Consider the following 25,792-nt stretch of genomic DNA (forward strand, 5'->3'; position numbering starts at 1 on the left):
TTTCTGTTTTTGTTTAGCGAGGATCTACTTCTTGTCCAGATTTTATGTCGATTACTTTAAGATTGTTTTTGGGTGCTTTAATATCTTTACTTGCAGGCGCTGCTTTTTTATTTTCTACCCAGTCTACTAATAAATCAAAAGATTGATGAGCATATGGAAGCAGGGGCTGAAGCTCTTGATTTGGATCCGTTTGTTTATTCCACACTAAGCTATCAACGTGATTTCCGTTTTTAACGGTATAAAGGCGATGAAGATTTGCCTTGCCAGCTTTTTTAACGAGCTTTTCATAGCCTTCGGCGTGAATAGACGGGAAGATAAGTGAATCGAGAGAGCCGGCCATACTGATAAGAGGTACATCGATATCACCCGTATTTTCTACTTTTGCTACATTTTCTTTTACGCTTTTTGGACGGGTTTGATAGCGATAATTTTCAAAGATGTAGTCCCATGAACGGTCGCGTAGGCCTGATGAAGTAAAGTTTAAATAGTTGTGCCAGTTTGTTCTTCCTGGAGCTGTCGGATCAAAGTGGTCACGGTAAATGTTTAAAGTGACCGCCCAGTACACTTGATCATGATAACTCCACAATTTTTCTGATCCTTTCGGAAGGCCGGCTTTATACATTTGTTTAATAGCTTTTTTCTGCTCTTTTCCCGTTCCGTACAGCGCTTCCTCTGCGTTGTTTACGACAGGTGTTAGTGAGCTGATTAAATTTGGCGCTTTTGCACTCCACAATACGCCTTCCCAATCGACGCCTCCATCAAATAAACGAGGCTCTTTGGTTTGTTTTGGATCGTCGTGTTCAAGTGCATATCTGACAACGTATCCGCCGTTTGAAATTCCAATTGCATACGTGGGTACTTTATGATTGTTTCGAATCAAATCGCTTGCAGGGTTTTTTCGATTAGACGGATTGATTAGTTTGTCCGAGTAATGAGTAGTCAGATATTGCTGTGCTGCTTTTGTCATTTGACGATAGCGCATATTCCATTCTGCTACGCTGTCGTCATCGTTAGCAAGTGCATTTTTTACTTTAGCAAAAGGATCGTTAGGGTCACTTTCTCCTTGCGTTCCTTTATCAATCGCGGCAAACGCATAGCCTTTTTTAAGAACGTAATCGCTGAATAATAAATCGGTGGACGTTTCGTTGCGCGTAGCAGGAATGCCGGCTACCACAAGTTTTCCATTCCAGTTATCAGGAACTCGGATGACGAACTGAGCGTCTTCAAAAATTCCATTTACTTGCGTTCCTTTAACCGCAGCGGGCTGATTGATTCGATACCAGCCCGATTCATTTTCAGCTTTTCCCCAGTTATAAGGAGTAAGCCCGATGTTTCCATAGAGCGTAGCCTGCTGATATTGAGACGGGTTTTTAGTCGTCAGCCAATTCCCGTTCGCTCCGTCAAAATAGGTTTCTGCTGACTGATCAGCATTTGGAATTACATCTGTTTTGTTAGCAGCTTCAGCAAGAGATCCTGAAGCTGAAAAACAAAGAGCAGCAGAAAAAGTAAGCGCTATCATTTTTCGTTTCACGTTTCGTCCTCCTTATGAAAATACTCATACCTTTTAAGTAAATTCCATAAAAAAGAAAAATGTCCTGTTTTAAAATCAATTTAGAAGAAAGTTTTTTCGTTTGTTACTAAGCTGTTTTTGTCTGACAAACAGGTAAACTGCATCCAATTCTCTAGTTTCTTTTTAGGCTGCTTATATTATAATGAAACAAGGATTAAAAAAGACAGGGTAAAACAATCGATTAAATAAGTATAAAAGAAGGTAAGGGAGTAGGTCTATGAGTAGCTTTAACAGTCAGTTTTTGTATTCCATTACAATTATTCTATTAGGATACATACTAAAACGAACAAACCTTCTTCAGCAAAAAGACGGGGAAGCTTTAGCAAGAATTATTTTTAATATTACAATGCCTTGCTTGATTATTGTCACATTCAGCAGCATTAAAATTGATGGATCGCTTATTTTACTATTAGTTATTGGAATTGTCTATGGCTTGCTGTTAGCTGCGGTAGGAATTTTTGTTTTTCGAAAAGATGAAAGAAAAGTGAAAGGCATGCTGACGATGATGATTCCAGGTTTTAATATTGGAATGTTTGCTTATCCATTAGTAGAAGGCATCTGGGGAAAAGAAGGGCTTAAATATTTTGGTATGTTTGATGTCGGAAATGCCTTTGTTATTTTTGTTTTATGCTACGTGATTGGCAGCTACTACTCAGGGGATGATATTGACATTGAATTTAAAAAGATTTTATATAAAGTATTAAAATCAATGCCCCTTCTTACCTATGTAATCATTTGTCTTCTTGCGATTCTCGGCATTCATTTACCAACATACGTATTAGACGTTTCAGGCATTATCTCGAAAGCTAATATGCCGCTTTCTCTTTTGCTTTTAGGCGTATATTTAAATTTTTCATTCCAAAAAAGCTATTTTAAAAAAATTATTATGTTTTTAAGCATCCGCTACGTGATTGGACTTGGCGTAGGGATTGCGCTGTTTTTCTTGCTTCCGTTTGAAGATATGTTTCGTTATACAATTTTAGTTTGTTTCATTCTACCAGTAGCGGGGTCAGTTTTACCTTACGCAGTAGAATTCAAATACGATCAAAAATTTGTCGGCACCGTGTCAAATATGACGATTCTGCTGAGCTTTTTGCTGCTGTGGGGAATGACAAACATTTTAATGTAAATAACAGAGGACGCTCGCACTTGTGAGCGTCCTTTTTAATGAAAAAAGGATATTCCCAAATAAACAGAGGTAAGCTAGGAGAAGAGAAAATCCATCATACATACAACCTGACGGGAGGAAAAGAAGTGGAGTCCTTAACTTTTGTTTTATTTGGCGCAACGGGTGATTTAGCAAAAAGAAAAATTTTTCCCGCTCTTTATAATTTATTTACAGACAAAAAGCTCCCTGATGCTATTTCTATTATTGGATCGGGGTACGAGCAGCTATCTCTTGCTGATTTTAAAGAGCGTGTAAAGCAATCTATAAACGATTTTTCGAGACGGAAAATGGAAAGTAACGAGGAAGATTTTTTGTCTCTGTTTCATTATCAAGCAGTAGACGCAAGCAAAACAGAAGATTACGAACAGCTGCTAAAGGTTGTGAATGAGCAAGAAACAACTCATGGAAGTAAAGGAAATCGTTTGTTTTATTTGTCCGTAGCACCCGAATACTTCGATGTAATTGCTCTGCATATAAAAAAAAGCGGCTTGGATCAAACCAGCGGCTGGAAGCGTCTTATGATTGAAAAGCCGTTTGGACATGATCTTGTTTCAGCAAGAGAGCTTAATGAAAAGCTAAGCAGTACGTTTAAAGAAGAAGAAATTTATCGAATTGATCATTATTTAGGTAAACCGATGGTGCAAAATTTAGAAGCGCTTGAATTTACGAACCCCGTGCTGCAATCGCTGTGGAATAACAAACACATTGCGAACGTACAAATTACGGCAAGTGAAACAGTCGGTGTTGAAAATCGTGCAGGGTATTATGATCATACGGGGGCCATACGCGACATGATTCAAAATCATATGCTGCAGGTTCTCATGATGACAGCTATGCATCTTCCAAAACGAATTTGCTCAGAAAACATTTTAGAAGAAAAGCAAAAAGTAATGGAGTCACTGAGGGAAATTCAAGCGGAAGAAGTAGCTCGCGATGTTGTACGAGGGCAATACGGAAGCGGAGAAATCGATCACAAATCTGTTAGAGGATACAAAGAAGAGCCTGGCGTAGAAGCAGACTCTAAAAATGATACGTTTGTGGCAGCACGTTTATGGATTGATAATCAATTTTGGACAGGTGTTCCTTTTTATATTCGAACGGGCAAACGAATGAAAGAAAAATCAACTCGTATCGTCGTAGAATTTAAAGATTCTTTAAAAGGTCTGTACGAAACTCCTTATGACAAAGTAGCACCAAACTTATTTATTATTGAAATTAGTCCAAGTGAAAACGTCGCTTTGCAGCTTAACAGCAAAAATCCATTAAAAAATGGTGTTATTGAGCCGGTTCGTATTACGTTCTCAAGAGAAGAAGAAAGTGTACCGGAAGCATATGAACGAATTATTTACGACGCATTAATCGGCGACTCCACGTTTTTTGCTCATTGGAAAGAAGTAGAGCTATCTTGGCAGTGGGTGCAGCCTGTATTAGATGCATTTGAGGCTGACATGCTGCCACTTTATGAATATCCATCGGGTTCACAAGGTCCTGAAGAAGCCCAGAAATTAGTTGAACAAGAAGGCTTTAAGTGGTGGCTCGATGACGATGAGCATGGGGAAGCACCTGGAGTGTTTTTGCCTATTTAAAATTTTAAAAAAGAGGCTAGGACAAATTTTTTTTCGTTGAAGAAAGATCCGAACGATGAATCGAGATTCTTGATGGAGAATCAACTTCGTTCGGATTTTTTCATGTATCCCATTTGTTCGTCTTTGGATTGAATCGATTTAGTTATGTCTCAATCTCTTTTGGTGGTTAATCGTTTTTGTAAATGAACAAGATCATGATGTAAATGTTTTTGCATATGTTCAACAGCTTTTAAACTGCGTTTTTTCATAAAGGTGAACACTTGCTGATGCTCATCTAAAATCTCAGCAGCGCGTCCTTTACCTTTAAAATTAAGCACCCGACAAAAATAAATCAATACATTTACGCTATCGAGCTGTTTTTTTAAATGTTTATTATGACTGTATTGAAGAATCAGCTGATGAAAATGTTCATTTAGTTCAATAAGTCGAGAATCTTCGGCTCCTTGCTTTATTTCCTCAGCGGTTCTGTCTAACAGCTGCTCAATGAAAAGAAGCTCTTCATCAGAAGCGCGAGTAATACACAGCTCAACGGCTAAAGACTCTAAAGCCGTACGAATTTGATAAATTTCTTCTACGTCTTCAGGAGACAGGGAATAAACAATAAAGCCTGTTTTTTGATCTGCAACTAAAAGGCCGTCTTTTTCTAATAAACGCATTGCTTCTCTTATGGGAGAGCGGCTTACCCCAAATGCTTTAGCTAGCTGGGTTTCATTGATTCGCTGACCCGGTTCATACTCACCGTTCACAATCATTTGCTTAATTTTTTCATAAAATTGAAGATAGTATGGTAACGGCTTATGTAAATCAAAATTGTTCATTGATATACCTCGTTTATTTATAATCATTTATTTCCTAATTATAATACGCTTGTTCATAAGAGTCATAATAATTTTGAATTTTTGAAGAGAATAAATATATTCAGAATTTTCTTGATGAAAGCGTTCTTTTTACGTATAATCAAATAGATAATATCAGTCGACGGTCGACCGATAGGTTTTTACATAAAAGACGCAGGGGGATTTTTGATGAAAACGTTAAAAATAGCGAACATACCAGGAGATGGAGTAGGAAAAGAAGTTGTGCCGGAGGCGGTTAGGGTCCTTCGTACGATTGCAGATCTTCACGGGGGATTAAAATTTGAATTTACAGAATTTCCTTGGAGCTGTGATTATTATTTGAAGTACGGACATATGATGCCGGAAGATGGGCTAAAGCAGCTTCAACACTTTGACGGAATTTTTTTAGGAGCCGTAGGAAATTTAAATCTTGTGCCAGATCACGTGTCGCTATGGGGTCTGCTCATTAAGATTCGTCGAGAATTTCAGCAGGTAATTAATATTCGTCCAGCCAAGAGGTTAAAAGGCATTGCATCTCCACTAATGAACCCAAAAGATTTTGATTTAATTGTTGTTCGTGAAAATAGTGAAGGAGAATACAGTGAAGTAGGAGGACGGATTTATCAAGGAGAAGATCAAATTTCTATTCAAAATGCGGTTTTTTCTCGAAAAGGAACAGAACGAGCGATGCGCTACGCATTTGAATTAGCTTCTAAAAGAAAAGCAAAAGTTACAAGCGCAACGAAGTCAAATGGAATTGTTCATTCCATGCCGTTTTGGGACGAAGTGTTTCAAGATGTCGCAAAGAGTTATCCTCATATTGAAACAGACTCACAGCACATCGATGCGCTGGCGGCTTTTTTCGTCACAAATCCAAGTCGTTTTGATGTAATTGTGGCAAGCAATTTATTTGGAGATATTTTAACAGATATCGGAGCTGCTATTATGGGGAGTATTGGGGTTGCTCCTGCTGCAAATATTAATGTAAACGGAAAATATCCTTCGATGTTTGAACCCGTGCACGGATCCGCTCCTGATATTGTTGGAAAAGGAATAGCAAACCCAATCGGACAGATTTGGACAGCCAAAATGATGTTGGATCATTTTGGTGAACAAGAATTAGGCACTCATTTGTTAGAAGTTATTGAACAAGTGACGGAATCGGGCATCATTACACCAGATGTTGGAGGCAGCGCAACTACTAGTGAAATAACGGATCAAATTATTTCTCATTTAAAGAAGTGAAGGCTTTAAAAGAGGCTAGGATAAAAGTAATTTAGTTGAAGGAAAGAGGCTGGGACAAAAGGACGTTAGAAGAAGCTAGAAACGAACTATTAATCAATATTTTTGATTAATAGTTCGTTTTTCATTGTGATCGTGAATGTAGGTTTCATTTATCCATTGGTTTCTATAGGAAAATAAAATCGATAAATACATGTTGACACTTACATATATGAACACTATAATAGTTTGAGTTGAGATAATTCGTATACATATTATTTCTAGACTATGTTTTAGTTTGTGTTAATAAAAAGATACGAATGAAAAGATAAAAGGAGGAAAATCATGCAGAAATCGAAATTATGGACAAAAGATTTTCTAGCGGTCTCACTGACCAGCTTTTTTGTTTTTGTCATTTTTTATATGTTAACTGTCACATTGCCGCTGTTTGCAACGGATGAACTTCATGCAAGTAAGCAAAGCCTAGGCTTAATTGTGACAATCTTTTTAGTGTCCGGTATTGTGTTCAGGCCGCTAGCCGGTAAGTGGATGACAACATTAGGACAAAAGAAAGTACTATTAATAGGTGTCTTTATCTTTTTAATTGGTTCTATTTTATATATGAATATTCACTCATTATCTGCGCTGCTGCTGCTGCGTGTGCTTCATGGTATTGGTTTTGGAATGAGCACAACTGCTACAGGAGCAATTGTTGCAAATGTAATCCCAGAACAGAGAAAAGGAGAAGGGATGGGGTACTATGCGACGTTTATGAACTTAGCGATGGTAGTAGGTCCGTTTGTAGGCTTAACGTTAACAAATACTTTGAGTCATACAGCGGTCTTTACCGTTGCGGTTGTATCTTCTGTTTTAGCAGTATTATGTAGTCTAGTACTTCGTGTACCTGAGGTGCAGCCAGCTTCTTCTGCAACAAATGAAATACAGCCAGCCAAAGGTCTTGCGGCGTTTTTTGAATACCGCTCGCTGCCTATTTCTGTTGCCGGCCTTGTGGTAGCTTTTTCATATGCAAGTGTTATTTCGTTTGTGTCTATTTATGCAAAAGAAATGGGCTTTACGCAAGCTTCAAGCTTTTTCTTTGTTGTATACGCAGTGTGCCTGCTGGCTTCTAGACCCTTTACAGGAAAATGGTTTGATCAATACGGAGAAAACAGCGTGGTATATCCGTCCATTTTATCTTTAGCTATCGGTATCTTTTTGCTTAGCCAAGCGACAACAAGCTGGGTGTTTTTACTAGCTGGAGCATTGATTGGATTAGGCTTTGGAACGATTACATCAAGTTTTCAATCCATTGCTGTAAAAAAAGCTTCTCCTCATCGCCGAGGTGTCGCCACGGCTACGTTTTTTGTGTTTTTTGACTCTGGAATGGGCTTAGGGTCCTTTTTATTAGGCATTTTATCCACAGCAGCCGGATATAAAGGAATGTATGTATTCTGTTCCATTATTGCTCTTTTAGCTATAGCAATATATCTTGTATTGCACGGCCGAAAAAGCCAGAAGCAGCGTATTATTTCTCAAAATGAATCATTAGGAAAATAACACAAATAAAAAAAGACGTGCTTAAAGAGCACGTCTTTTTTATTTATGGAGCTCTAAAGAGAACGGTCGTGAGCTTATCTATGTACAAGCCCTCCTGATTTCTTTAGAGATTTCTTTTATTCCACTTCTTCTTTTGTAATCCACTCACTGGACCATGTCTGAATTTCCTGAATTACCGGCGCCAGTGCTAATCCTTTGTCGGATAACGAATACTCGATTCGAACAGGAGTTTCCGGAATAACCGTACGAATGACGATTCCTTCATGCTCTAATTCTTTTAAGCGCTCGGATAAGAGCCTTCCGCTTACTGGAAGTGCTTCTTGCATTTGAGAAAACCGTTGTGAGCCGGAAAGCAGCTGAAAAATGATCAAACTCGTCCAACGTTTCGTTAGTATAGTAACAGCCTTTTCAAAACGTGGGCAGAGTGCTAAACCGTCCATGTTATTACCTCCATTCTCTTCCTATATTATAAAACAAAGTCAGCATTTTATCTAGTGTTGTGTAATTTAATTACTTAAAGATTATAAATTACTTTACGTATCTATATTTTAATTATATAATTTATATAATTATGGTAGTTGATTACTAAAAGTAACAAAAGGAACATAAAAGCTTTACAAGATAAATGTATCGTCATATAATACTTTATGCAAGTAAACCTACTTACTTTTAGTAAGCTGATAAACCAATTTGAAAAAATAAATGTTGTGAATTGCTAAAAAAACAGTTGCTCATGTGAGAAATTGAGCAAAACGTGAAAATGGTAGGTAAGTGAGAAGATACGTAAGAGGAGGAAATGACTGTGATTAACCAAAAAGTTGTTTCAATTTTAAAAGATAAAATTAACGTAGTAAAAAATGAAGACCATTTTATTTATATAGTAGGACCTATTACGCTTCCTGTGAATCTGGATGGCGAGACACAAGTATTTAGTTGGTATTCATGGTTGCGTTCTGATAATGTAAAAGAAGGAGCCTTAAGTACGGAAGAACTCATTGAAAAAATGCAAGGAGCTAATTTGGCAGACATGCAGCAATCGAGTGTTCTTGTGTACGGAGATTTTCAAGAATCGCATGAGGCACTCATTCGTATGCACAGTATCTGCCATACGGGAGATATATTCGGAAGCAAACGCTGCGACTGCGGTTTTCAATTAAAACAATCTATGAAAATGATCGTCGAAAATGGAAGCGGAGCGCTATTTTATTTAGCAAATCATGAAGGACGCGGCATTGGCCTATTCAGCAAAGCAATGGCATACGTTCTTCAAGAAAACGGATTTGATACGGTAGAGGCGAATGAAGGCTTAGGATTTGAAGATGATACTCGCAGCTATAGTGATGCCATCAGCGTGTTAAAAGTGCTGCGTCAAAAACCGGTTACGCTGATTACCAATAATCCGAAAAAGCTAATCGCGCTTGAGAAAAACGGCGCACTTTTATCAGGGCGCGTTCCACTTTGGGGAGATGTATCTCAGTTTAATGAAAAGTATTTAGATACTAAAGTTAAACGTTCAGGACACTTAAAAGAGGAGGTTCTTCTTTGATCAATCACGAATTTTATATGAATATAGCTTTACAAAACGCAAAAGCAACAAAAGGACAAACAGAGCCAAATCCGCTTGTAGGATCGGTCATTGTAAACGATAATCGAATCGTTGGAATTGGTACGCATTTAAAAGCTGGCGAACCGCACGCTGAAATTCACGCGCTGCGAATGGCTGGCGAACAAGCAAAAGGAGCGACTGCTTACGTAACGCTAGAGCCTTGTTCACACCACGGACGTACAGGTCCTTGTGCTGAAGCGCTAGTTGAAGCCGGTGTAAAAAAAGTGGTCATAGCAACTTTAGACCCCAACCCTTTAGTAGCAGGTAATGGAGTTAAAATTTTAGAAAACGCAGGCATTGAGGTCATAACAGGTGTATGTGAAGAAGAGTCACGTCAAATGAACGAGGTCTTCAATAAGTATATTGTGACGAAGAAGCCGTTTGTTTTGTTAAAATCAGCGATTACGTTAGACGGTAAAATAGCGACTGCTTCTTCTCACAGCAAGTGGATTACGTCTGAGGAAGCTCGTTTGGATGTACATCAGCTGCGTCATGAAACGGCGGGTATCTTAGTAGGGGTGAACACGGTCATTAAGGACAACCCCGAGCTGACGACTCGCATTGAAGGCGGCCGAAGTCCAATTCGTCTTGTGATGGATTCGAAGCTGCGAATGCCCCTTGATTCGAAGCTAGCAACGGACTCTTTAGCTCCAACGTGGGTATTTACAAGTCAGGGCTATTCAAAAGAAAAAAAAGAACAGCTCGAAAAGCAAGGCGTCGAAGTATTTGTCACAAGCGGTGAGGACAAAGTAAATCTTGAAGATATGCTTTCTATACTAGGTGAGAAATTTGTGTCGTCTCTTTTAATTGAAGGAGGGGGCGAAGTGAATGCCGCATTCCTAGAAAATCGTTTAATTGATAAATTGGTGCTGTATATGGCTCCAAAGCTTTCAGGAGGAAAAGAAGCTCCTACTTTCCTAGAAGGAAAAGGCGTAGAGAAAATGTGGGACGCAGTGGACGTGGAGCGTCTTTCAGTGACGTCAATCGGCAAAGACTTTAAATTTGTTGGATATCCTGTTTATAAATAAAAAATGCGAATAGGACTGTGACAAAAGTCGTTTAGTTAAAGCAAGACCCGAACGAAGTTAATTCTTGATTAAGAATCAGCTTCGCTCGGGTTTTTTTATTGGTGTGGTGAACGCAGGTTTCATATATGCAGGTGCTTCTAGCAGTTGATTGGAGGGCAAGGCGAAGACTCCCGCAGGAGCGCAAGCGACGAGGAGGCTCACCGGCCGCCCGCGGAAAGCGAAGTCTTGCACGGAAATCAACGGGGGTGTAACAAGTAGTCCAGATCATTTATCCCATTTGTTCGTCTTTAGATTGGATTGATGTAGCTATGTCTCAATCTCATGCTTTTGTGGGATTTTTTAGAGAAGAGAAATAATACACTATTTTACTCTTATAGATTAATTTGCTATTATAGGGAATGGTCAATTTAGAAACAATGTATAAATTTTTAACGTTTTTACAGTTGACTATCTAAATAAAATCACTATATGTTTATAGAGAGAATATATTATGTGAAAGTAAGGGTGAGAAAAGAGATGAGAGAGTATAGAATTGGGAGTGTTATGAGAGACCTTCGCAAAATGGCAGGGTTGACACAACAAGAATTATCAAGAGACATTTGTACACAAGCGCAAATCAGCAAAATTGAAAACGGTGAAGAATATCCATCAAGCATTACCCTCTATAAAATTTCTAAGCGCCTTGGCGTAGATGTTAACTACTTTTTTGATAGTGTAGAATCACCTCGACTTGATTACGTAGATGCGGTTCAATCTTTAATTCGTCAATATATTCGTCAGAGAGATTATGATGCTATTCATAATATCATTGTAAAAGAAAAAGAAAGTCCCCTGTTTCAAAATCCGCTGAACAAGCAATTTTTAATGTGGCACGAAGGTATTTGCGTGTATTACATTCATCATAATAAAGAAGATGCGCTGTCTAAAATGTACCAAGCGATCGAGCTTACTAAGCAATCGGCAACGTTTTATAAAGAAAGAGAAATTGAAATTTTAAATAGCATTGGAATTATTCTTTATGAAGAGAAAGAGTATGAACAGGCTCTAGATACATATCAAACAGCACTCAAAAGCTTAAATGAGCTGCCCCAAACAAAAGACGAAAATATAAAAATTAGAATTTTAAATGCACTTGCCAAAACGCTTGGAGATATGAGTAACTATGATGAATCATTAATATATAGCAACCGAGGAATCGATTTGTGCATTAGTAATGAATCAATGTATTTATTTGGAGAACTTCATTACCAAGCAGGAGAGAGCTTAATCAAATTAGGTAAAATTGAACAAGGTAAAGAATATATGGAAAAGTCTATGACCATTTTCACCCTGCAACGAAATGAGCGATTCGTCAAGCTAGTAGAAAAAGAACTTGAAGCTCTATTTGTTTAAAATATTCCTATCATTATAATTTTTGAGAAATTTCTATCAAAATGGAGGAAATCCGTGGTTTTAAGGCGATAAATGCTGATAGAAAGGAATTCATCTACTTTTATCCTGTGATACACTAGAGTCAAATCAAAGAAAGAGGAGGAAATAATTATGAAAAAAGTATTAGTCGGTATGGCATTAGCGTTTACATTAGTAGCAGGTGTTGCTTCAGTTGGAACAAGCGTAGCAACAGGAGATTTTTCAACATTAGGTCTTCCAAGCCAACATTAATAGTGAAAGCCGTGCTTCTTAGCACGGCTTTTTTTATTGTGTTTTACTTGACTGATCTTTGTTGCGTTTGTTTCCCTTTGAATTATCTCCGCTTGAAATTTCTTCACCCATTTCAACAAGGTGGTGCTGCGTTTTTGGGTTACTTTGATTAGAGCTTCCTTTATTATTCTTTTTTGTCATATTCATTCTCCTTTAAAATGATGGCAATGCATCGAGATTATTTGTTTGGTCATGATCAGGAATACTGCGAATATACGTACCGCCGTCTTTCCCTACAAAAGTACTCACATGCTCAACGTCTCCCGCTTCTACTTTCTTTAACGCTTCTTCATAGGTTAAAACAGCTCCTGAAGCCGTTTGAAATTCTAGCAGGTCACCGTCTGCATTTTTACGTACCGCAACGAAACGTTCTTTCATACAAATAAACACCTTCCTTTACATCTATATGGTTGCTGAAATAGTCGTTTTTATTCATTATAAAAAGTGATAAGGTAAAGAAAAGAGTGCAAAGGGGATAAAAAATGACAACATTTAATTGGCATGATCAAGCTCAAGACGAGTGGAACCAAAAAGTATCATTTTGGAATAGCCGAAGTGAAGATATGTGGAAAAACGGAAGTAGGAAAACAGTTATTCCATTTATTCAAAAATATCTTAAAAAAGGCGCTTTGCTAGCAGACGTCGGCTGTGGTGATGGGTTTGGGACGTCTCTTCTAGCCGCTTCTGGATATAAAGCAATCGGTCTTGATTTATCAGAAGAAATGGTTCAAAAAGCATCTGAGCTACATAAAAGTGAAAATTTGTCATTCGCTCAAGCTGATATTATGAAGCTCCCGCTGTCTTCTGAATCATTAGAAGGGGTTATGGTAATCAACGCCCTAGAATGGACAGAGCACCCGCGATTAGCTCTGAAGGAACTGCACCGAGTTGTAAAACCAGGAGGATATGCATGTGTAGGTATTCTTGGGCCAACTGCTCAGCCTCGTACCAATAGTTTTCAAAGACTATATGGTGAAGACGTTATTTGCAATACGATGATGCCGTGGGAGTTTGAACAGCTTGCAACAGAAAATGGATGGGAAGTAATCGATGGCGAAGGTGTATATAAGCGAAATGTTACAGATAAGCTGATTGGACAGCTCCCACACGAATTAAAGCAAGCCTTAACGTTTCTATGGTTATTTATGCTCAAGAAACAATAAAAACAGCACACGTCTCCTTATATGTAGCTGTACAAAGGGTACACTACAAACTGGAGGTGAGTGACATGAGTAAAATTAAAAAAGACCGCTCAAAATCAGAGTTGGGTTCACCAAATGTAGAAGGACAAGGAACGACCACTTCTGAACAAGGTGTTCAAAGCAGTTCAGCTAACAAAAAGCAGAAGCGTTCATAACAAAAATAAAACGAACTTGCAGTGAGAACAACGAGCTCACTGCAAGTTCGTTTTATTTATGGTGTCATCTTTATAAGTAAGAAGGTGTTGTGTGCAAGATTATAGATAGCTTATAATAAAATCTGAGCCAATAATTGTAATTTTATACAAGTTTGGTTTACATTCGATGTAAAGTGGAGGTGTAATAAATGGTAAATAAAAGATGTTTACCGGATACTGTAGCGTCTCATGCAAAGCCTGATATTAGAAAGGCGATACTTTGCATGGGGTGGACGGTTTAGTAATAGACATCGCCTAACCGCGCATATCTCATTTCTAATATATACGGCTTTGCCCCTTATTGTATAAGCAAAACCACATAAGGAGCTGGCAGAAATGACGTATGTAAAAGCAACAAATATTTTACCTGAAGAGCTGATTAGTGAAATTCAAAAATACATTCAAGGAGAAACCATTTATATTCCAAAGCCGCAGAAGGCAAAAAGAAAATGGGGAACTTGCTCTGGTGGAAGAAAGTTGATTGACGAGCGAAACGAACGGATTAAGAATTTGTTTAAAAAAGGAACTTCAATTGAGGAACTAGCCCGTGAATACTTTTTATCAACCGAAACCATCAAAAAAATTGTATATAAAAAGCAACGGTAGAAATCAAGCGCTGGCAACTGAATGCCCGCGCTTTTTTAGGTATAGTTTATTTCTGATTTATTTTTTACATTTCGTAAAAGGAATCCGTACGGTAAAGTAAAAAGTAGCTGATTAAATGAAGAAGGAGTGAAGAACGTGGAAGCGTTTATAAGAAATGATCAATATAACTTTATCAAAAGCCAAACGCAAATCCTTATCAATGGGCATGGAACAGTAAACAATTCCGATGTGCTGCAGGCTTTAAAAGCTCTTGCAAAAGAAAAAGTATTAAATGTGTTTGATGTTATTAGCGAGGAACAGGAAGAATTACTGCTGTCAGTTGCTGAAGTTAAAAATAAAGAACAAGCAGAAATGTTTTTAGAACGTATAAAACCTTACGTGATTCCATTTAAATCCTTAACGGAAGCTGGCGTGAAAAAGTTGTTTCCAAAAGTGAAAAAGTTAAAAGTCCCTTCTGCTGATAGCATTGATCTAACGAGCATTTCCTATGTTAGCTGGATCGATAAAGGCTCAAACAGAAAGTTTATCGTAGCGCAGGATCCGTATACCCAGAAGTTAAAAGGTATTCAAGGAACGTTTAAACCTATCAACCAGAAAGGAATATGCACGCTTTGCCACAGCTACGAGGAAGTCGGTATGTTCACTGCTGAAATCAAAGGAACTGTTCAAGGGACATTTACACAACGAGGAAATTATATTTGTCAAGATAGCGAAGCATGTAATCAAAATTTGCTTACCTTAGAGCGGCTTCATGATTTTATGTTAAGGCTCAGTAAATAACATGCGGCTAATAAGAAGAATACAAAAAGAGAAGGTTCAGCCTCTATACTTTTGGTGAGACTGAGCCTTCTTTGTGCTATCTTGCTTTCTCAATGGGATTGTCACGATAGCTAATCCAATCGCTCCAGCTGCCGGCATATAATTTTACATTTGGAAAACCTGCTGATTTTAAAGCTAAAACGTTAGGGCAAGCAGATACACCCGATCCGCAGTATACAATGATTTCAGCGTGAGAATCAATAGCTGAAAACATCTCCTTCCACTCTTTATCTGTTTTCCATAAACCTTCTGAAGTTAACACATCTTGCCAGAAAGAATGAATGGCGCCTGGGATATGTCCTGCTACAAAATCAATGGGTTCTTCTAAGCCGAGATATCTCCTTTTTTCACGAGAGTCGATAAGAACAACATTAGGGTTATGAAGATTCTCTTTTACGTATTCAACTCCTGCAAGTCCCCAATCTTGTTGAACGAAAGGTACAAACGTTTGAGGAGAAGCTGCGGAGACGCTCTTAGTTGTTTCATATCCCGATTGTTTCCAGTTATTAAAACCTCCATTTAAAATTTGTATGTCTTCAATTCCTATATATCGCAGTAGCCACCATGCTCTTGAAGCCATCATTCCGTTTTGTTCATCATAAACGACGATTTTTGAATCAGCATTAATTCCTAAGCTGCCGAGCTTTTGAGCTAGCTTTTGAACGTCAGGCAGCGGGTGTCTGCCTCCGCGAGAAGTAGCTGCAGAAGACAAATCTTTTTCTAAATCCAAGTAATGAGCATGCGGGAGATGCTCATTTTGATAAGCATTTGCGCCTGCCTCAGGATTTCCAAGGGTAAATCGGCAGTCAAGCAAAATAATGGATTGTTGGGGTTGTTGCAATGCAGTATGTAATTCGCGTGGTGAAATAATAGTATTCATAACATTCACATCCTTTTACCAAAATTCTAGTTGAAATAACTAAAAATGAAAAGCGCTAAATATAAATTACGACAAATCTATTTTGTTTTCCTTCAATTATTCCCCGTAGAATAATTGACCATTTTAACGCTTATCTGATGCAGAGCGAAATGCTCCTGTGCTACAGTTATAATAAGAGTTACATAGTATAAGCCAAATGCTCAGCATAATGTCATACCTACTATTGATGAGAAGGAGAGAGAAAGATGCAAACAAATGAAAAGAAAGAATTTAAACTGATCGCACTAGATATGGATGGAACGCTGCTGAACAATCAGCAAGAAATTTCTAAAGAAAATCGTGAGGCCATTGCTAAAGCTCAAGAACAAGGTGTTCATGTGGTGTTAAGCACGGGGCGATCTCTTTTAACATGCCGTGAATATGCGCAGTCTCTTCAGCTATCTTCTTACCTTATTACAGTAAACGGAAGTGAAATTTGGGATGAATCTGGAGAGCTTGTAGAACGAAAGTTAATTGATGCTTCTTACATCGAGAAAATGTGGAATTTAACGCAAGAGCATAAGCTTAACTTTTGGGCTGTGACTACGGATAAAGTATGGAGAGACGAATTTCCAGAAGATATTGCCTCACAGGAATGGCTGAAGTTTGGCTACGATATTCCAGATGATGCTTTACGAGAAGAAGTGCTGAAACAAATAGCAGGCATTTCAGATTTTGAAATTAGCAACTCTAGTTTAACGAATCTAGAAATTAATGCACTTGGTATTAACAAAGCAAAAGGGATCATGACTGTATGTGAACGTTTGGGCATTTCAATGGATGAAGTCATTGCCATGGGAGACAGCTTAAATGATATGGCTATGATTGAAGCGGCAGGGTGTGGAATCGCGATGGGAAATGCTCAGGAAGCTGTAAAAGAAGCAGCGGACTGGGTGACAGATACAAATGTCAATAACGGAGTAGCGAAGGCTATCAGCCACTGGGTGCTAAAATAACAGCAGCTCTACATGTTGCACAACTTAACTACTTCCCGCATAAACTGATACTGGATGCCTCCCTTAGAGTTCGTCTTATACGTATATATAAGGAGAAGCCATCTAGTTAAGGAGTGGGGAGTATGAGCGATTTATCATTAGACAAGCTGTTAAAAAAAGCAGAAAATAAGTTACAAGATGTACATGAAATAGTGCAAGAAAAAGCGTACGAGCTCATTGGGCAAGCATATAAAGAAAGCATATTTGTTGTGATCACTGAAGGATTTAGATCGATAGAGCATCAGCATAAACTATATTCACAAGGCCGAACAACACCAGGAAGTATTGTCACTAATGCCAAAGGCGGCTATTCTTATCATAATTATGGACTAGCTTTTGACATTGCGCTGCTTGATAACGACGGAAAAGTTGACTGGACCATTGATCGAAGATGGAACAAAGCGGGAGAGATAGGAAAAAGGATTGGGTTGGAATGGGGAGGAGATTGGACAAGCTTAAAAGATTACCCTCATTTTCAATATACATTCGGTTTATCTTTGTCGGAGCTTCGAAGTGGAAAAGTACCTAAAAAACAGACCCCAAAGGCTTCAAGCATGTTGATTAAATACGGAGATCGAGGAAATCACGTACAGTTAATTCAACGTATGCTTATTCACTTAGGTTATTCTCTTTTTGGAGGCGCAGACGGTATATTCGGGTCTTCCACCCTCAAAGCGGTAAAAGCTTTTCAACAAGCATTTTATCTGCAGGTAGATGGAATAGTTGGGCCGAAGACAATCGAAAAACTCTATATTAATTTTAATAAAACTATGTTCTAAATAACTATAAAAACGATAACGAGAAAAGGAAGAAAAGAGATGGATGGAAATCGTCTCCTTTCTTCCTTTTCTGTAGTTATAGTAGAAAAACTGAAATTTATAAAGAAATAAAAAGGATTTTCTAAGCGTAAGAAACGTTCACGTGATCTAACTGGATAACATTGCTCAACAACACGATATCTTTATATATTTCACTTTTTACAGAGGCGTTTGAACAGTTTTGATAGTCTTTCAACAAGCGGCCAAGTTCTTTAATAAATAACAACGTCTCTTGTTCATTAATCATAGTCAAAACTCCTTGTTTAGAAATGAATCCAGGTCATTATATAGGAATTCTATCATATCTATACGCACCTGTTGACAAAAAAAGTTCGTCAATTTTTTTGTGAGAAGAAGAAATTTAGGGATATGTGGAATGCGTTCGATTCTCTCATATTATATATATGCAGCTTGTCTAAAAATATGAGAGTAGTTATAGTAATATTTACTCCTAATCATGCAACTTAAAACCTATTTTAGAGGTTATCCGTAAATTCCCTCTATTGTAGAGCGATGGAACAAAAAAAGAATGCCTCTTTTTGTATCTTTAGTATGATAACGTTTTGAATAAATAAGGCATATTTTTGAGTTTTAAGATGGATTTGAATTAGATCTTTTGACACGCTCTTTTTGTAGGAGAGGCATATTTACTTTCTATTAAGGAGAAATCGTAAAGCTCCAAAGAGTTTCTAAATTAGAAACTCTTTGGAGCTTAATTTTTTGGATAAGGGATGTGCAAAAGTTCTGGGACGGTCACAAAATGATATCCTTCTTGCTTAAGTCTAGGAATGATGGTATCCAGTGACTTTGCGGTGTTGGAAAGGTCCATGGTCCAATGGCCGCCGTCGTGCATCAAAACAATTGTTCCGGCTTGCATGTTCTTAAATACATTTTTTGTGATTTCTGTTTCTGGAATTTGCTTCCAGTCTAATGAATCAGAAGACCAGTTAATCGCATAGACATTTTCATTTGGCAGCTCGTTGATCATTTCTTGCGTTAAATTTCCATACGGAGGACGAAACAGCTGTGTTTCAAAACCGGTAATGTTTTTAATAATAGCCTGAGTTTTGGCAATTTCCCAGTGAAACTTTTCAGTCGATTCTTTTAGTAAATTGGGGTGCCAATAGGTATGAATCCCAACAGCATGACCTTCAGCTACCATTCTCTTCACAAGCTCAGGATGTTCGTGAGCTTTTGCCCCAATAAGAAAAAAGGTTGCTTTAATACCATGCTTTTTCAATTGATCCAATACATGTGGAGTAAAGCGCGGATCCGGTCCATCATCAAATGTTAGGGAGGTTTGCTTTAGTTGGTTATTACCTTGATAAAGCAAACGGTCACGCACAGCTACATTTTTTACTTGTTCCGCTTTACATAATGCAGGAAGGGCTCCAGTAAATAAGAAGCACAGTGTGAAAAGCAGTATACTAATTCTTCGTATCATGTACATGCACGCTCCTTTCTAGGGCAAAGTATAACGTTATGATACCCGATTAAAAATTTTGTATGAAGCTGAATTTCCCTTTTGTGTCAAAACGTATGATATGCATGAAACAGCGCACTATAATAAACAGTTACTATTAGGTGAAGAAAGGAAAAAGCAGATGAAAAAAATAATGATTGCCGTAGCATTGATTTTTTCGCTAAGTTTATCTCCCTTAGCTGAATATATTTCCTATCACGATGACTATAACGTAAGTGCAAGGTCGTATCGTTCGGGGAAGCGGTCCTTTAATAGACAGCCAAGCGTTAGACAAAATGAGCCGAGGTCTAATTTTTCAAACCGCAGAAATGGAGCTGTAAATCGAGGTGTTACCCGTTCAAAACGAGGAGGATTCGCCCGTGGACTGCTGTATGGCGGTCTGGCAGGGATGTTATTTGGCGGTTTGCTTGGTCATATGGGTGCACTGGGCGGGATTTTTGGGTTATTAATTAACATTTTGGCTATTGTGCTTATAATTAATTTAATTATGCGTTTATTCCGCCCTTCTCGTCGCGACAATAATTGGAGATAGACCGTAATTGCTGTCATAAACTAATAAGAAAGCTCCATATAAATAAGAAAACGCTTTCTATAGTTAATCGAAAGGATGAAACGTATGTCAGCAAACAGACAGCGCAGCAAATACCTGGCGTTTTGCACAGAATGCGGTCTCCCAAACAGGTTAACATTGTTTCTTTTAAGACAGTACGTTGCGACAGACGAATACAGCGGATTTTATTGTGGGAATTGCGGAATTCGAAACGAATTTCCAGATTCGGTCATTGAATATATTAAAGAGCTATAAAACACAATCTCTTAAAAGATTGTGTTTTATTTTTTAGTAAAACTATGTTCTAAATAAAAATTAAAAAGAAAAACATAGCTGTTTACAAAAAAGAAACGATGACTAAATACTTTTCTTTATCCAGGATAATCGAGAAATTCCCCATTTCAAGCTTGCTAATTGGGGGTAGTGCAAAACGGCTTATGAGAAGAACATATAAAATTAGTGACTGTAGAAATGACTAACATTTTTAACTGCAGAAAATCGATTGAACCATACTTTAAAAGGACGCATATACTACATTAAAATTTTAGAAAACGGAGGAATTAACTAATGCCTGTTTCCGTCATTTTCAACCAAATAAATGTGGTCAGTATGGTTTCCAATTCAGTAATTGCTTCGGGTCAAAATAGCCAGCCAGATTGGAATTCCCAAGGGAAATTTAACTTAGGAAACGGATTTGCTGTAAATTCAGCTATACTAGGCAGTACGAATATCATTAATGATCAAGATGTTTGTGACACGCCAATTACCCAGCCGGAAAATATTAATCCTCAACCAGTCTCTCAGTTCTAGGGAAAAAGAAGATGAAAGAAGATGAAAAACATTGATTATAAAATTTACTAATCTTAATGTTACGTCTATCTCTACTAATTCAGGTATTTTTACTGGAGAAAACACCCAATCAGATTGGCAAGTCAATTGGAAAAGTAACACGGGGTTCGGTGAAATAATCGGCTATCATAACTTTGCTTCTCAAATGGTAAACATCATTAATGATAACGACGTCGTTGATTCCTATTTTTCTGAACATATAGATTTCAACAATGCTCCTGTTACACAAAGTTAAAGAAGTAAACCAAACTAGGTATTCTATCTATTAATTATTTTGTCAGAGTGGCAAGGATATATTGGTAATATATTTAAACCATCTTTTATACAGATGGTTTTTTGCTAGCTTATTTTAGAGAGGTAGCTGTTAATATAGATTAAAAGGTAATGACAGGAATACTTTTATAGTAAATGGAGTAAGTATCATAGAAAAGACGTAAAAGCTTAAATGATTAAAGAGACGTTCAATTTGAGGCAAACAGATAAGAATTTGAAAAAAATGGGTAATGTATTTTCAGTTTTATATTGAACTAGATGAAGTAAACTTCTGTCTGTGAGGTGTTATTTATGGTCAATATTCACTATCATTCGATTAATGTAAATAAAATTCAAAACAGTTCAGGCCTATTTTATGGCGTTAATATTCAATATAAATGGAATCATAAAAGTCGTATTTCTGATGGTTTCGGAAAAATAGTTGGTGATTCTAATAAAATTTCAAATAACACCACCATTGCGAAAATCCCTAAAAAGAATGATGAATAGAAGCGTAGAGTCAAGCTTCCTTTGTGACCTGCTCAAAAGAATCATTTACATCATCTTCACCAAGAACAAGGTGTGTGTTATAGGATATTTGATTATCATCTCCCGAAACTGTGCCGAAACCTGAATTACAGCTGCTGATTGTAGTTTCCCAATTTTGTTGAACATTTTTTCCTATAAAAACTCCCGCGTTGTTTTTAACCGCATTTACGGTGAGATCATCAAAAATGATTTGAGGAGAACTGAGATCTATTTTCATAATTCCTCCCTATACATATGAGACATTAATAAAAATTATCTAATACACTATTATATGTTGTAGATGGGCTAAAAGTGTTAAATCAAATAAGGGGTCAAACTCTATGGATGAAAAGGTGCTGAATATACTCCAAAATATTGAAAAAAGGCTCACAAGTTTAGAAAAAAACGTAAATGAACTTTCCGATAAAACAGTACATTCTCTGCATTTAGATATAAGGAACGTTCAAACACTAAACTTGGACGAACTATCTTATTATTTAGAACATATTGATGTAAAGGAACTCAGTGGAACGTTGAATATTGGTAATACTTTTCCTTCGCAAACGAATCAATATCAAGAGCCGAGAAAGAAAGGAAAAACAACAACAAATGGCTCTAAGGGCAATCAAAAATCGGGTAGCCAAAATAATAAAGCAAAAGATAAAGAAAAGGGTCCTTCTGAAATTTCAGTTAAAATTAATGAAAGAAGCGTTCCTTACAGACTAATCCATACGGAAGAAATGAGGGAGCCTAATCAAGCTCTACAGTCAACTTTTAGCATAGGGGACATTCATATTGGCACAATTGAAGATGCTTCAGCTGTGAATTTTGGAAATAACTTTCCGACCAATTTCAGAAGTCATAAAAAAGTGAATCAAGGGTTTGGAAATATCTTAGGTAATCAAAATGATATTCACGACATCTTATCCTCTTTGGAGGAAAAAGATTCCTCAGAAATATACAATGAAAGCAAAGATGAAAAGCCGCCTGAATGGCTGGACACGATGATAGAAGAACAAAAGAAAGAAGATAAAAAGGGAGAATAAGCAATAATCTAAAAATGTTCGATTTCAAAAGCAATATGGTTGATGCTAAATTTCTAAAAGAAAGCTTTCCTTACGGATTAAAGAAGAGTGAACAATAGAAAACCTGCTGCTCTAAACGAGCAGCAGGTTTTCTATTTTATTTCTCGGCTGCTGCAGTTTCAACATGAAAAAGAGCATGCGTAATTTAATTTAAAACTGGGACAGATCGGTTCTTTCATTCCCATAGATATGGAGTCTCTTGGTAAACATAATAGTTTAACCAATTCATAAACAGCAGGTTGGCATGAGAACGCCAAGTTTTTAAAGGGTTTTTGTCAGGATCATTGTTTGGGAAATAGTGTTCCGGAAGCTTTGGTTCTAGCCCTTTTTCTGTATCTCGAAGAAATTCTTCTTGCAGTGTTTGAACGTCGTACTCTGGGTGACCTGTAACGAAAACAAACTTTTCGTCTTTAGACATAGCCATATAAACACCAGCTTCTTCAGAGTAGGAAAGAAGCTCAAGGTCAGGATGATTTTTTACTTCATTCATGTCTACATCAGTGTGACGGGAATGAGGGGAATAAAAGACATCATCAAATCCTCGCAGCAGCTTAATTGGTTCTTCACTGGATACAACATGCGTAAATACACCGGTGCATTTATCTGAAAGAGGTCGCTTGTCAATGCCGAAGTGGTGATAAAGTCCGGCTTGGGCTCCCCAACAGATATGAAGAGTTGATGTTACATTTGTTTTGCACCAATCCATAATTTCTTGAAGCTCTTTCCAGTAGTTTACTTCTTCAAAGGGTATATGTTCGACAGGTGCTCCTGTAATAATCATTCCATCATATTTCCGCTCTTTAATTTGTTCAAACGTTTTATAAAACTGATCTAGGTGATTTTTACTCGTCGTTTTTGCTTTATGGCTTGCCGTGTACAGAAGTGTAATATGCACTTGCAGCGGTGAGTTCCCGAGTAAACGTAATAATTGAGTTTCAGCTTTTTCTTTTTCCGGCATTAAGTTTAGGATAACAATATTAAGCGGGCGAATCTCTTGGTTAACCGCGCGCACGTCGTCCATGATAAAAATTCTCTCTTTTTCTAAAATTTCTTTTGCCGGAAGATCACGTGGAATATTAATAGGCAATAAAATTCCTCCTATTCGATTTCGAAGTAATGACGCGTATAAATGTTCTTTCTCACGTGAAGATGAGGTTCAACATTTATGTACAATATACTATTATAGGAATATACAGAATATTAAGCAATTGAATTTTGAAAAAAAAGAGCATTAATATGCGTAATGGCCAAAGTGAAATGGTACAATAAGGTTGAACTGGAGCGTTGCTATGCTTTTTTAGCTTGAATGAAACTCAGTAAAATTTATAGCGCAGTCGTTCCTGTATTTATTAAACTTCATATCTCCCCCAGAAAATGGATTTTATCTTTTTTTGATGAAGTGTTTAAAAAGAATTCTCACCAGAAAAGGGGTTTTTATATGACAACTAAGAAGCAAATAAAAAGTGATTTGCAAATTGCACAAGAAGCAACCATTAAACCGATTAAAGAGATTGCCGAACAGCTAGATATTTTAGAAACCGAGCTAGAGCCGTACGGACACTATAAAGCCAAGCTTTCTTTGTCCGTTATGGAACGTTTACACACAAAAAAAGATGGAAAAGTGATTTTAGTTACGGCTATTAATCCAACTCCAGCGGGAGAAGGAAAGTCGACAGTGACGGTTGGCTTAGCTCAGGCATTACATAGATTAGGTAAAAAAGCGATTGTCGCCATGCGCGAACCATCTCTTGGTCCAGTAATGGGAATTAAAGGAGGTGCCGCTGGAGGCGGCTATGCTCAGGTGCTTCCGATGGAGGATATTAATTTACACTTTACTGGAGACCTGCATGCCATCACAACAGCTAACAACGCGCTGGCAGCTATTTTAGACAACCATATACATCAAGGCAATGAACTGCGCATTGATACACGTAAAATCACGTGGAAACGAGTGGTTGATTTAAACGACCGCGCGTTGCGTCAAGTTGTCATTGGATTAGGTGGTCCAATGCAAAGTGTTCCTCGAGAAGATGGATTTGATATTACGGTTGCATCAGAAATTATGGCTATTTTCTGCTTAGCGTCAGATTTACAAGACTTAAAGCGTCGCTTAGCTTCTATTGTTGTAGCTTACAATATGGACAATGAGCCTGTAACGGTTGCGGACTTAGGTGCACAAGGAGCGCTTACTCTTCTTTTAAAAGATGCGATTAAGCCAAACCTTGTACAGACGTTGGAGCATACTCCAGCCCTCATTCACGGAGGTCCTTTTGCTAATATCGCCCACGGCTGCAATAGTGTTATTGCAACAAAAATGGCCGCAAAACTAGGCGACTATGTAGTGACAGAAGCCGGATTCGGAGCAGATTTAGGAGCAGAAAAATTCCTAAATATTAAAGCTCGTATGGCAGATATTAAACCAGAAACGGTGGTTATTGTTGCTACAATTCGCGCTTTGAAAATGCATGGAGGCGTTCCTAAAGAGCGGTTAAATGAGGAAAACATTGAGGCCTTAGAAGCAGGAATTGAAAATCTTGAAAAACATATTGAAACGATTCAAGCATTCGGCGTTCCTTATGTTGTAGCCGTGAACCGTTTTGTAACGGACTCAAAAGGTGAAGTAGAAGCGCTTATGAATTGGTGTGCTTCAAAGAATGTTCCAGTTGCTTTAACAGAAGTATGGGAAAAAGGTGGAGAAGGGGGCGTCATGCTTGCAGAAAAAATTCTTGAAGTCATGAACGAGACAGAAAGTCAGTTTTCTCCTCTTTACGATGTGTCAGCTTCGATTCCAGAAAAAGTAGAAGCTATTGCTAAAACCGTATACGGAGCACAAGGCGTAGATTTTGCTCCAAAAGCGTTAAAGCAAATACAGCAATTTGAAGCAAACGGTTGGGATCACCTGCCGATCTGTATGGCCAAAACGCAGTATTCGTTAAGTGATGATCAGACGAAGCTTGGGCGACCAACTGATTTTAAGATTACGGTAAGGGAATTCCGTCCTTCACTCGGCGCTGGTTTTCTCGTTGCGCTAACAGGTTCAATTATGACAATGCCTGGACTTCCAAAAAAACCTGCTGCGCTCAATATGGATATTGACAAGAATGGACATGCACTAGGGATTTTTTAAGAGAAGAGGCTAGGGTAAGAGTATTTTAGTTGAAGGAAAATCCGAACGATGAAGCAAGATTCTTGATGAAGAATCAAACTCGTTCGGATTTT

At 37.8% G+C, this 25,792-nt stretch carries 30 protein-coding genes; 20 read left to right on the forward strand and 10 right to left on the reverse strand.

All coding sequences use genetic code 11. From position 1 onward, the window contains the following. Positions 1 to 13: 13 nt before the first annotated feature. Complete coding sequence (locus LIS78_RS10355) at positions 14 to 1,531, reverse strand: alpha/beta hydrolase (RefSeq protein ID WP_252285131.1); 1,518 nt, start codon at positions 1,529 to 1,531, stop codon at positions 14 to 16. Between the two features lie 256 nt (positions 1,532 to 1,787). Between LIS78_RS10355 and LIS78_RS10360 the strand changes: the two genes are divergently transcribed. Continuing rightward, the gene (locus tag LIS78_RS10360; RefSeq protein ID WP_195780327.1) at positions 1,788 to 2,699 is read left to right on the forward strand and encodes an AEC family transporter; all 912 of its coding nucleotides are present in this window, start codon (positions 1,788 to 1,790) and stop codon (positions 2,697 to 2,699) included. A 125-nt stretch (positions 2,700 to 2,824) separates the two neighbouring features. Next, positions 2,825 to 4,324 carry a glucose-6-phosphate dehydrogenase gene (gene zwf, locus LIS78_RS10365; protein WP_195780326.1) on the forward strand — a complete coding sequence of 500 codons (1,500 nt, stop codon included), beginning with the start codon at positions 2,825 to 2,827 and terminating at the stop codon, positions 4,322 to 4,324. A gap of 149 nt (positions 4,325 to 4,473) precedes the next feature. Here zwf and LIS78_RS10370 read toward each other — a convergent pair whose 3' ends face one another. Beyond that, positions 4,474 to 5,142: a GntR family transcriptional regulator gene (locus tag LIS78_RS10370; RefSeq protein WP_195780325.1), complete on the reverse strand. Its 669-nt coding sequence runs from the start codon at positions 5,140 to 5,142 to the stop codon at positions 4,474 to 4,476. 207 nt (positions 5,143 to 5,349) lie between these two features. Between LIS78_RS10370 and LIS78_RS10375 the strand changes: the two genes are divergently transcribed. Together LIS78_RS10375 and LIS78_RS10380 are read left to right on the forward strand one after the other, a co-directional pair. Then, positions 5,350 to 6,405 (forward strand): tartrate dehydrogenase, encoded by a 1,056-nt coding sequence (locus tag LIS78_RS10375; protein ID WP_195780324.1) that lies wholly within the window; start codon positions 5,350 to 5,352, stop codon positions 6,403 to 6,405. Positions 6,406 to 6,726: 321 nt separating this feature from the next. After that, entirely contained in the window at positions 6,727 to 7,938 is a 1,212-nt protein-coding gene (locus tag LIS78_RS10380) for an MFS transporter (protein ID WP_252285132.1), read from the forward strand. Positions 7,939 to 8,054: 116 nt separating this feature from the next. Here LIS78_RS10380 and LIS78_RS10385 read toward each other — a convergent pair whose 3' ends face one another. Next, the gene (locus tag LIS78_RS10385; protein ID WP_014460492.1) at positions 8,055 to 8,378 is read right to left on the reverse strand and encodes a winged helix-turn-helix transcriptional regulator; all 324 of its coding nucleotides are present in this window, start codon (positions 8,376 to 8,378) and stop codon (positions 8,055 to 8,057) included. 356 nt (positions 8,379 to 8,734) lie between these two features. On the opposite strand from LIS78_RS10385, the gene LIS78_RS10390 reads away from it, so the two are divergent. From LIS78_RS10390 to LIS78_RS10400, 4 genes are all read left to right on the forward strand, one after another. Next, the gene (locus LIS78_RS10390) at positions 8,735 to 9,484 is read left to right on the forward strand and encodes a GTP cyclohydrolase II (protein ID WP_186317017.1); all 750 of its coding nucleotides are present in this window, start codon (positions 8,735 to 8,737) and stop codon (positions 9,482 to 9,484) included. Next, positions 9,481 to 10,572 carry a bifunctional diaminohydroxyphosphoribosylaminopyrimidine deaminase/5-amino-6-(5-phosphoribosylamino)uracil reductase RibD gene (gene ribD, locus LIS78_RS10395; RefSeq protein WP_209151542.1) on the forward strand — a complete coding sequence of 364 codons (1,092 nt, stop codon included), beginning with the start codon at positions 9,481 to 9,483 and terminating at the stop codon, positions 10,570 to 10,572. The genes LIS78_RS10390 and ribD overlap by 4 nt, the downstream gene beginning before the upstream one ends. Before the next feature lie 125 nt (positions 10,573 to 10,697). Then, positions 10,698 to 10,823: a hypothetical protein gene (locus tag LIS78_RS31335; protein WP_268241104.1), complete on the forward strand. Its 126-nt coding sequence runs from the start codon at positions 10,698 to 10,700 to the stop codon at positions 10,821 to 10,823. 265 nt (positions 10,824 to 11,088) lie between these two features. After that, positions 11,089 to 11,964, forward strand: coding sequence for a helix-turn-helix domain-containing protein (locus tag LIS78_RS10400; RefSeq protein ID WP_014460489.1), 876 nt, complete (start codon positions 11,089 to 11,091; stop codon positions 11,962 to 11,964). Positions 11,965 to 12,267: 303 nt separating this feature from the next. Here LIS78_RS10400 and LIS78_RS10405 read toward each other — a convergent pair whose 3' ends face one another. Continuing rightward, positions 12,268 to 12,414, reverse strand: coding sequence for a hypothetical protein (locus tag LIS78_RS10405; RefSeq protein ID WP_195780320.1), 147 nt, complete (start codon positions 12,412 to 12,414; stop codon positions 12,268 to 12,270). Between the two features lie 12 nt (positions 12,415 to 12,426). Then, entirely contained in the window at positions 12,427 to 12,651 is a 225-nt protein-coding gene (locus LIS78_RS10410) for a DUF3892 domain-containing protein (RefSeq protein ID WP_252285133.1), read from the reverse strand. A gap of 104 nt (positions 12,652 to 12,755) precedes the next feature. Here LIS78_RS10410 and LIS78_RS10415 point away from each other — a divergent pair, with 104 nt between their 5' ends. The 4 genes from LIS78_RS10415 (at position 12,756) to LIS78_RS10430 (ending at position 15,055) form a co-directional block, all read left to right on the forward strand. Next, the gene (locus tag LIS78_RS10415; RefSeq protein ID WP_195780319.1) at positions 12,756 to 13,436 is read left to right on the forward strand and encodes a class I SAM-dependent methyltransferase; all 681 of its coding nucleotides are present in this window, start codon (positions 12,756 to 12,758) and stop codon (positions 13,434 to 13,436) included. Between the two features lie 65 nt (positions 13,437 to 13,501). Continuing rightward, positions 13,502 to 13,630 carry a YuzL family protein gene (locus tag LIS78_RS10420; RefSeq protein WP_013056674.1) on the forward strand — a complete coding sequence of 43 codons (129 nt, stop codon included), beginning with the start codon at positions 13,502 to 13,504 and terminating at the stop codon, positions 13,628 to 13,630. Positions 13,631 to 14,005: 375 nt separating this feature from the next. Further along, positions 14,006 to 14,275 carry a CD3324 family protein gene (locus LIS78_RS10425; RefSeq protein WP_057243870.1) on the forward strand — a complete coding sequence of 90 codons (270 nt, stop codon included), beginning with the start codon at positions 14,006 to 14,008 and terminating at the stop codon, positions 14,273 to 14,275. 135 nt (positions 14,276 to 14,410) lie between these two features. Beyond that, positions 14,411 to 15,055: a FusB/FusC family EF-G-binding protein gene (locus tag LIS78_RS10430; RefSeq protein ID WP_252285134.1), complete on the forward strand. Its 645-nt coding sequence runs from the start codon at positions 14,411 to 14,413 to the stop codon at positions 15,053 to 15,055. 76 nt (positions 15,056 to 15,131) lie between these two features. Here LIS78_RS10430 and LIS78_RS10435 read toward each other — a convergent pair whose 3' ends face one another. Continuing rightward, complete coding sequence (locus LIS78_RS10435) at positions 15,132 to 15,974, reverse strand: sulfurtransferase (RefSeq protein WP_209151543.1); 843 nt, start codon at positions 15,972 to 15,974, stop codon at positions 15,132 to 15,134. A gap of 245 nt (positions 15,975 to 16,219) precedes the next feature. Here LIS78_RS10435 and LIS78_RS10440 point away from each other — a divergent pair, with 245 nt between their 5' ends. Together LIS78_RS10440 and LIS78_RS10445 are read left to right on the forward strand one after the other, a co-directional pair. Continuing rightward, positions 16,220 to 16,969: a Cof-type HAD-IIB family hydrolase gene (locus LIS78_RS10440; RefSeq protein WP_116072793.1), complete on the forward strand. Its 750-nt coding sequence runs from the start codon at positions 16,220 to 16,222 to the stop codon at positions 16,967 to 16,969. A gap of 122 nt (positions 16,970 to 17,091) precedes the next feature. Next, positions 17,092 to 17,787, forward strand: a complete 696-nt coding sequence (locus LIS78_RS10445; RefSeq protein WP_195780315.1) for a peptidoglycan-binding protein — start codon at positions 17,092 to 17,094, stop codon at positions 17,785 to 17,787. Positions 17,788 to 17,908: 121 nt separating this feature from the next. Here LIS78_RS10445 and LIS78_RS10450 read toward each other — a convergent pair whose 3' ends face one another. Together LIS78_RS10450 and LIS78_RS10455 are read right to left on the reverse strand one after the other, a co-directional pair. Beyond that, positions 17,909 to 18,073: a hypothetical protein gene (locus LIS78_RS10450; RefSeq protein WP_013056680.1), complete on the reverse strand. Its 165-nt coding sequence runs from the start codon at positions 18,071 to 18,073 to the stop codon at positions 17,909 to 17,911. Between the two features lie 465 nt (positions 18,074 to 18,538). After that, positions 18,539 to 19,270: a polysaccharide deacetylase family protein gene (locus LIS78_RS10455; protein ID WP_209151545.1), complete on the reverse strand. Its 732-nt coding sequence runs from the start codon at positions 19,268 to 19,270 to the stop codon at positions 18,539 to 18,541. 160 nt (positions 19,271 to 19,430) lie between these two features. Between LIS78_RS10455 and LIS78_RS10460 the strand changes: the two genes are divergently transcribed. The 4 genes from LIS78_RS10460 to LIS78_RS10475 all read left to right on the forward strand — a co-directional run bounded on the left by LIS78_RS10460 (position 19,431) and on the right by LIS78_RS10475 (position 21,470). Further along, the gene (locus LIS78_RS10460) at positions 19,431 to 19,841 is read left to right on the forward strand and encodes a hypothetical protein (RefSeq protein ID WP_209151546.1); all 411 of its coding nucleotides are present in this window, start codon (positions 19,431 to 19,433) and stop codon (positions 19,839 to 19,841) included. Between the two features lie 84 nt (positions 19,842 to 19,925). Further along, entirely contained in the window at positions 19,926 to 20,114 is a 189-nt protein-coding gene (locus LIS78_RS10465; protein WP_014460480.1) for a hypothetical protein, read from the forward strand. Between the two features lie 354 nt (positions 20,115 to 20,468). Beyond that, the gene (locus LIS78_RS10470) at positions 20,469 to 20,669 is read left to right on the forward strand and encodes a hypothetical protein (protein WP_374109842.1); all 201 of its coding nucleotides are present in this window, start codon (positions 20,469 to 20,471) and stop codon (positions 20,667 to 20,669) included. 603 nt (positions 20,670 to 21,272) lie between these two features. Then, positions 21,273 to 21,470 (forward strand): hypothetical protein, encoded by a 198-nt coding sequence (locus LIS78_RS10475; RefSeq protein ID WP_209151547.1) that lies wholly within the window; start codon positions 21,273 to 21,275, stop codon positions 21,468 to 21,470. Between the two features lie 10 nt (positions 21,471 to 21,480). On the opposite strand, the gene LIS78_RS10480 is transcribed toward LIS78_RS10475, so the two are convergent. Next, positions 21,481 to 21,726 (reverse strand): hypothetical protein, encoded by a 246-nt coding sequence (locus tag LIS78_RS10480; RefSeq protein WP_209151548.1) that lies wholly within the window; start codon positions 21,724 to 21,726, stop codon positions 21,481 to 21,483. A gap of 103 nt (positions 21,727 to 21,829) precedes the next feature. Here LIS78_RS10480 and LIS78_RS10485 point away from each other — a divergent pair, with 103 nt between their 5' ends. Beyond that, a complete protein-coding gene (locus tag LIS78_RS10485; protein WP_209151549.1) occupies positions 21,830 to 22,534 on the forward strand; it encodes a hypothetical protein in 705 nt (234 codons plus the stop codon). A 214-nt stretch (positions 22,535 to 22,748) separates the two neighbouring features. Here LIS78_RS10485 and metA read toward each other — a convergent pair whose 3' ends face one another. Beyond that, complete coding sequence (gene metA / locus LIS78_RS10490; RefSeq protein ID WP_013056685.1) at positions 22,749 to 23,660, reverse strand: homoserine O-acetyltransferase MetA; 912 nt, start codon at positions 23,658 to 23,660, stop codon at positions 22,749 to 22,751. A 351-nt stretch (positions 23,661 to 24,011) separates the two neighbouring features. Between metA and LIS78_RS10495 the strand changes: the two genes are divergently transcribed. Continuing rightward, the gene (locus tag LIS78_RS10495) at positions 24,012 to 25,700 is read left to right on the forward strand and encodes a formate--tetrahydrofolate ligase (protein WP_195780308.1); all 1,689 of its coding nucleotides are present in this window, start codon (positions 24,012 to 24,014) and stop codon (positions 25,698 to 25,700) included. Positions 25,701 to 25,792 lie beyond the last annotated feature (92 nt).

Origin of the sequence: Priestia megaterium (assembly GCF_023824195.1) — a bacterium.
Classification (GTDB): domain Bacteria; phylum Bacillota; class Bacilli; order Bacillales; family Bacillaceae_H; genus Priestia; species Priestia megaterium_D.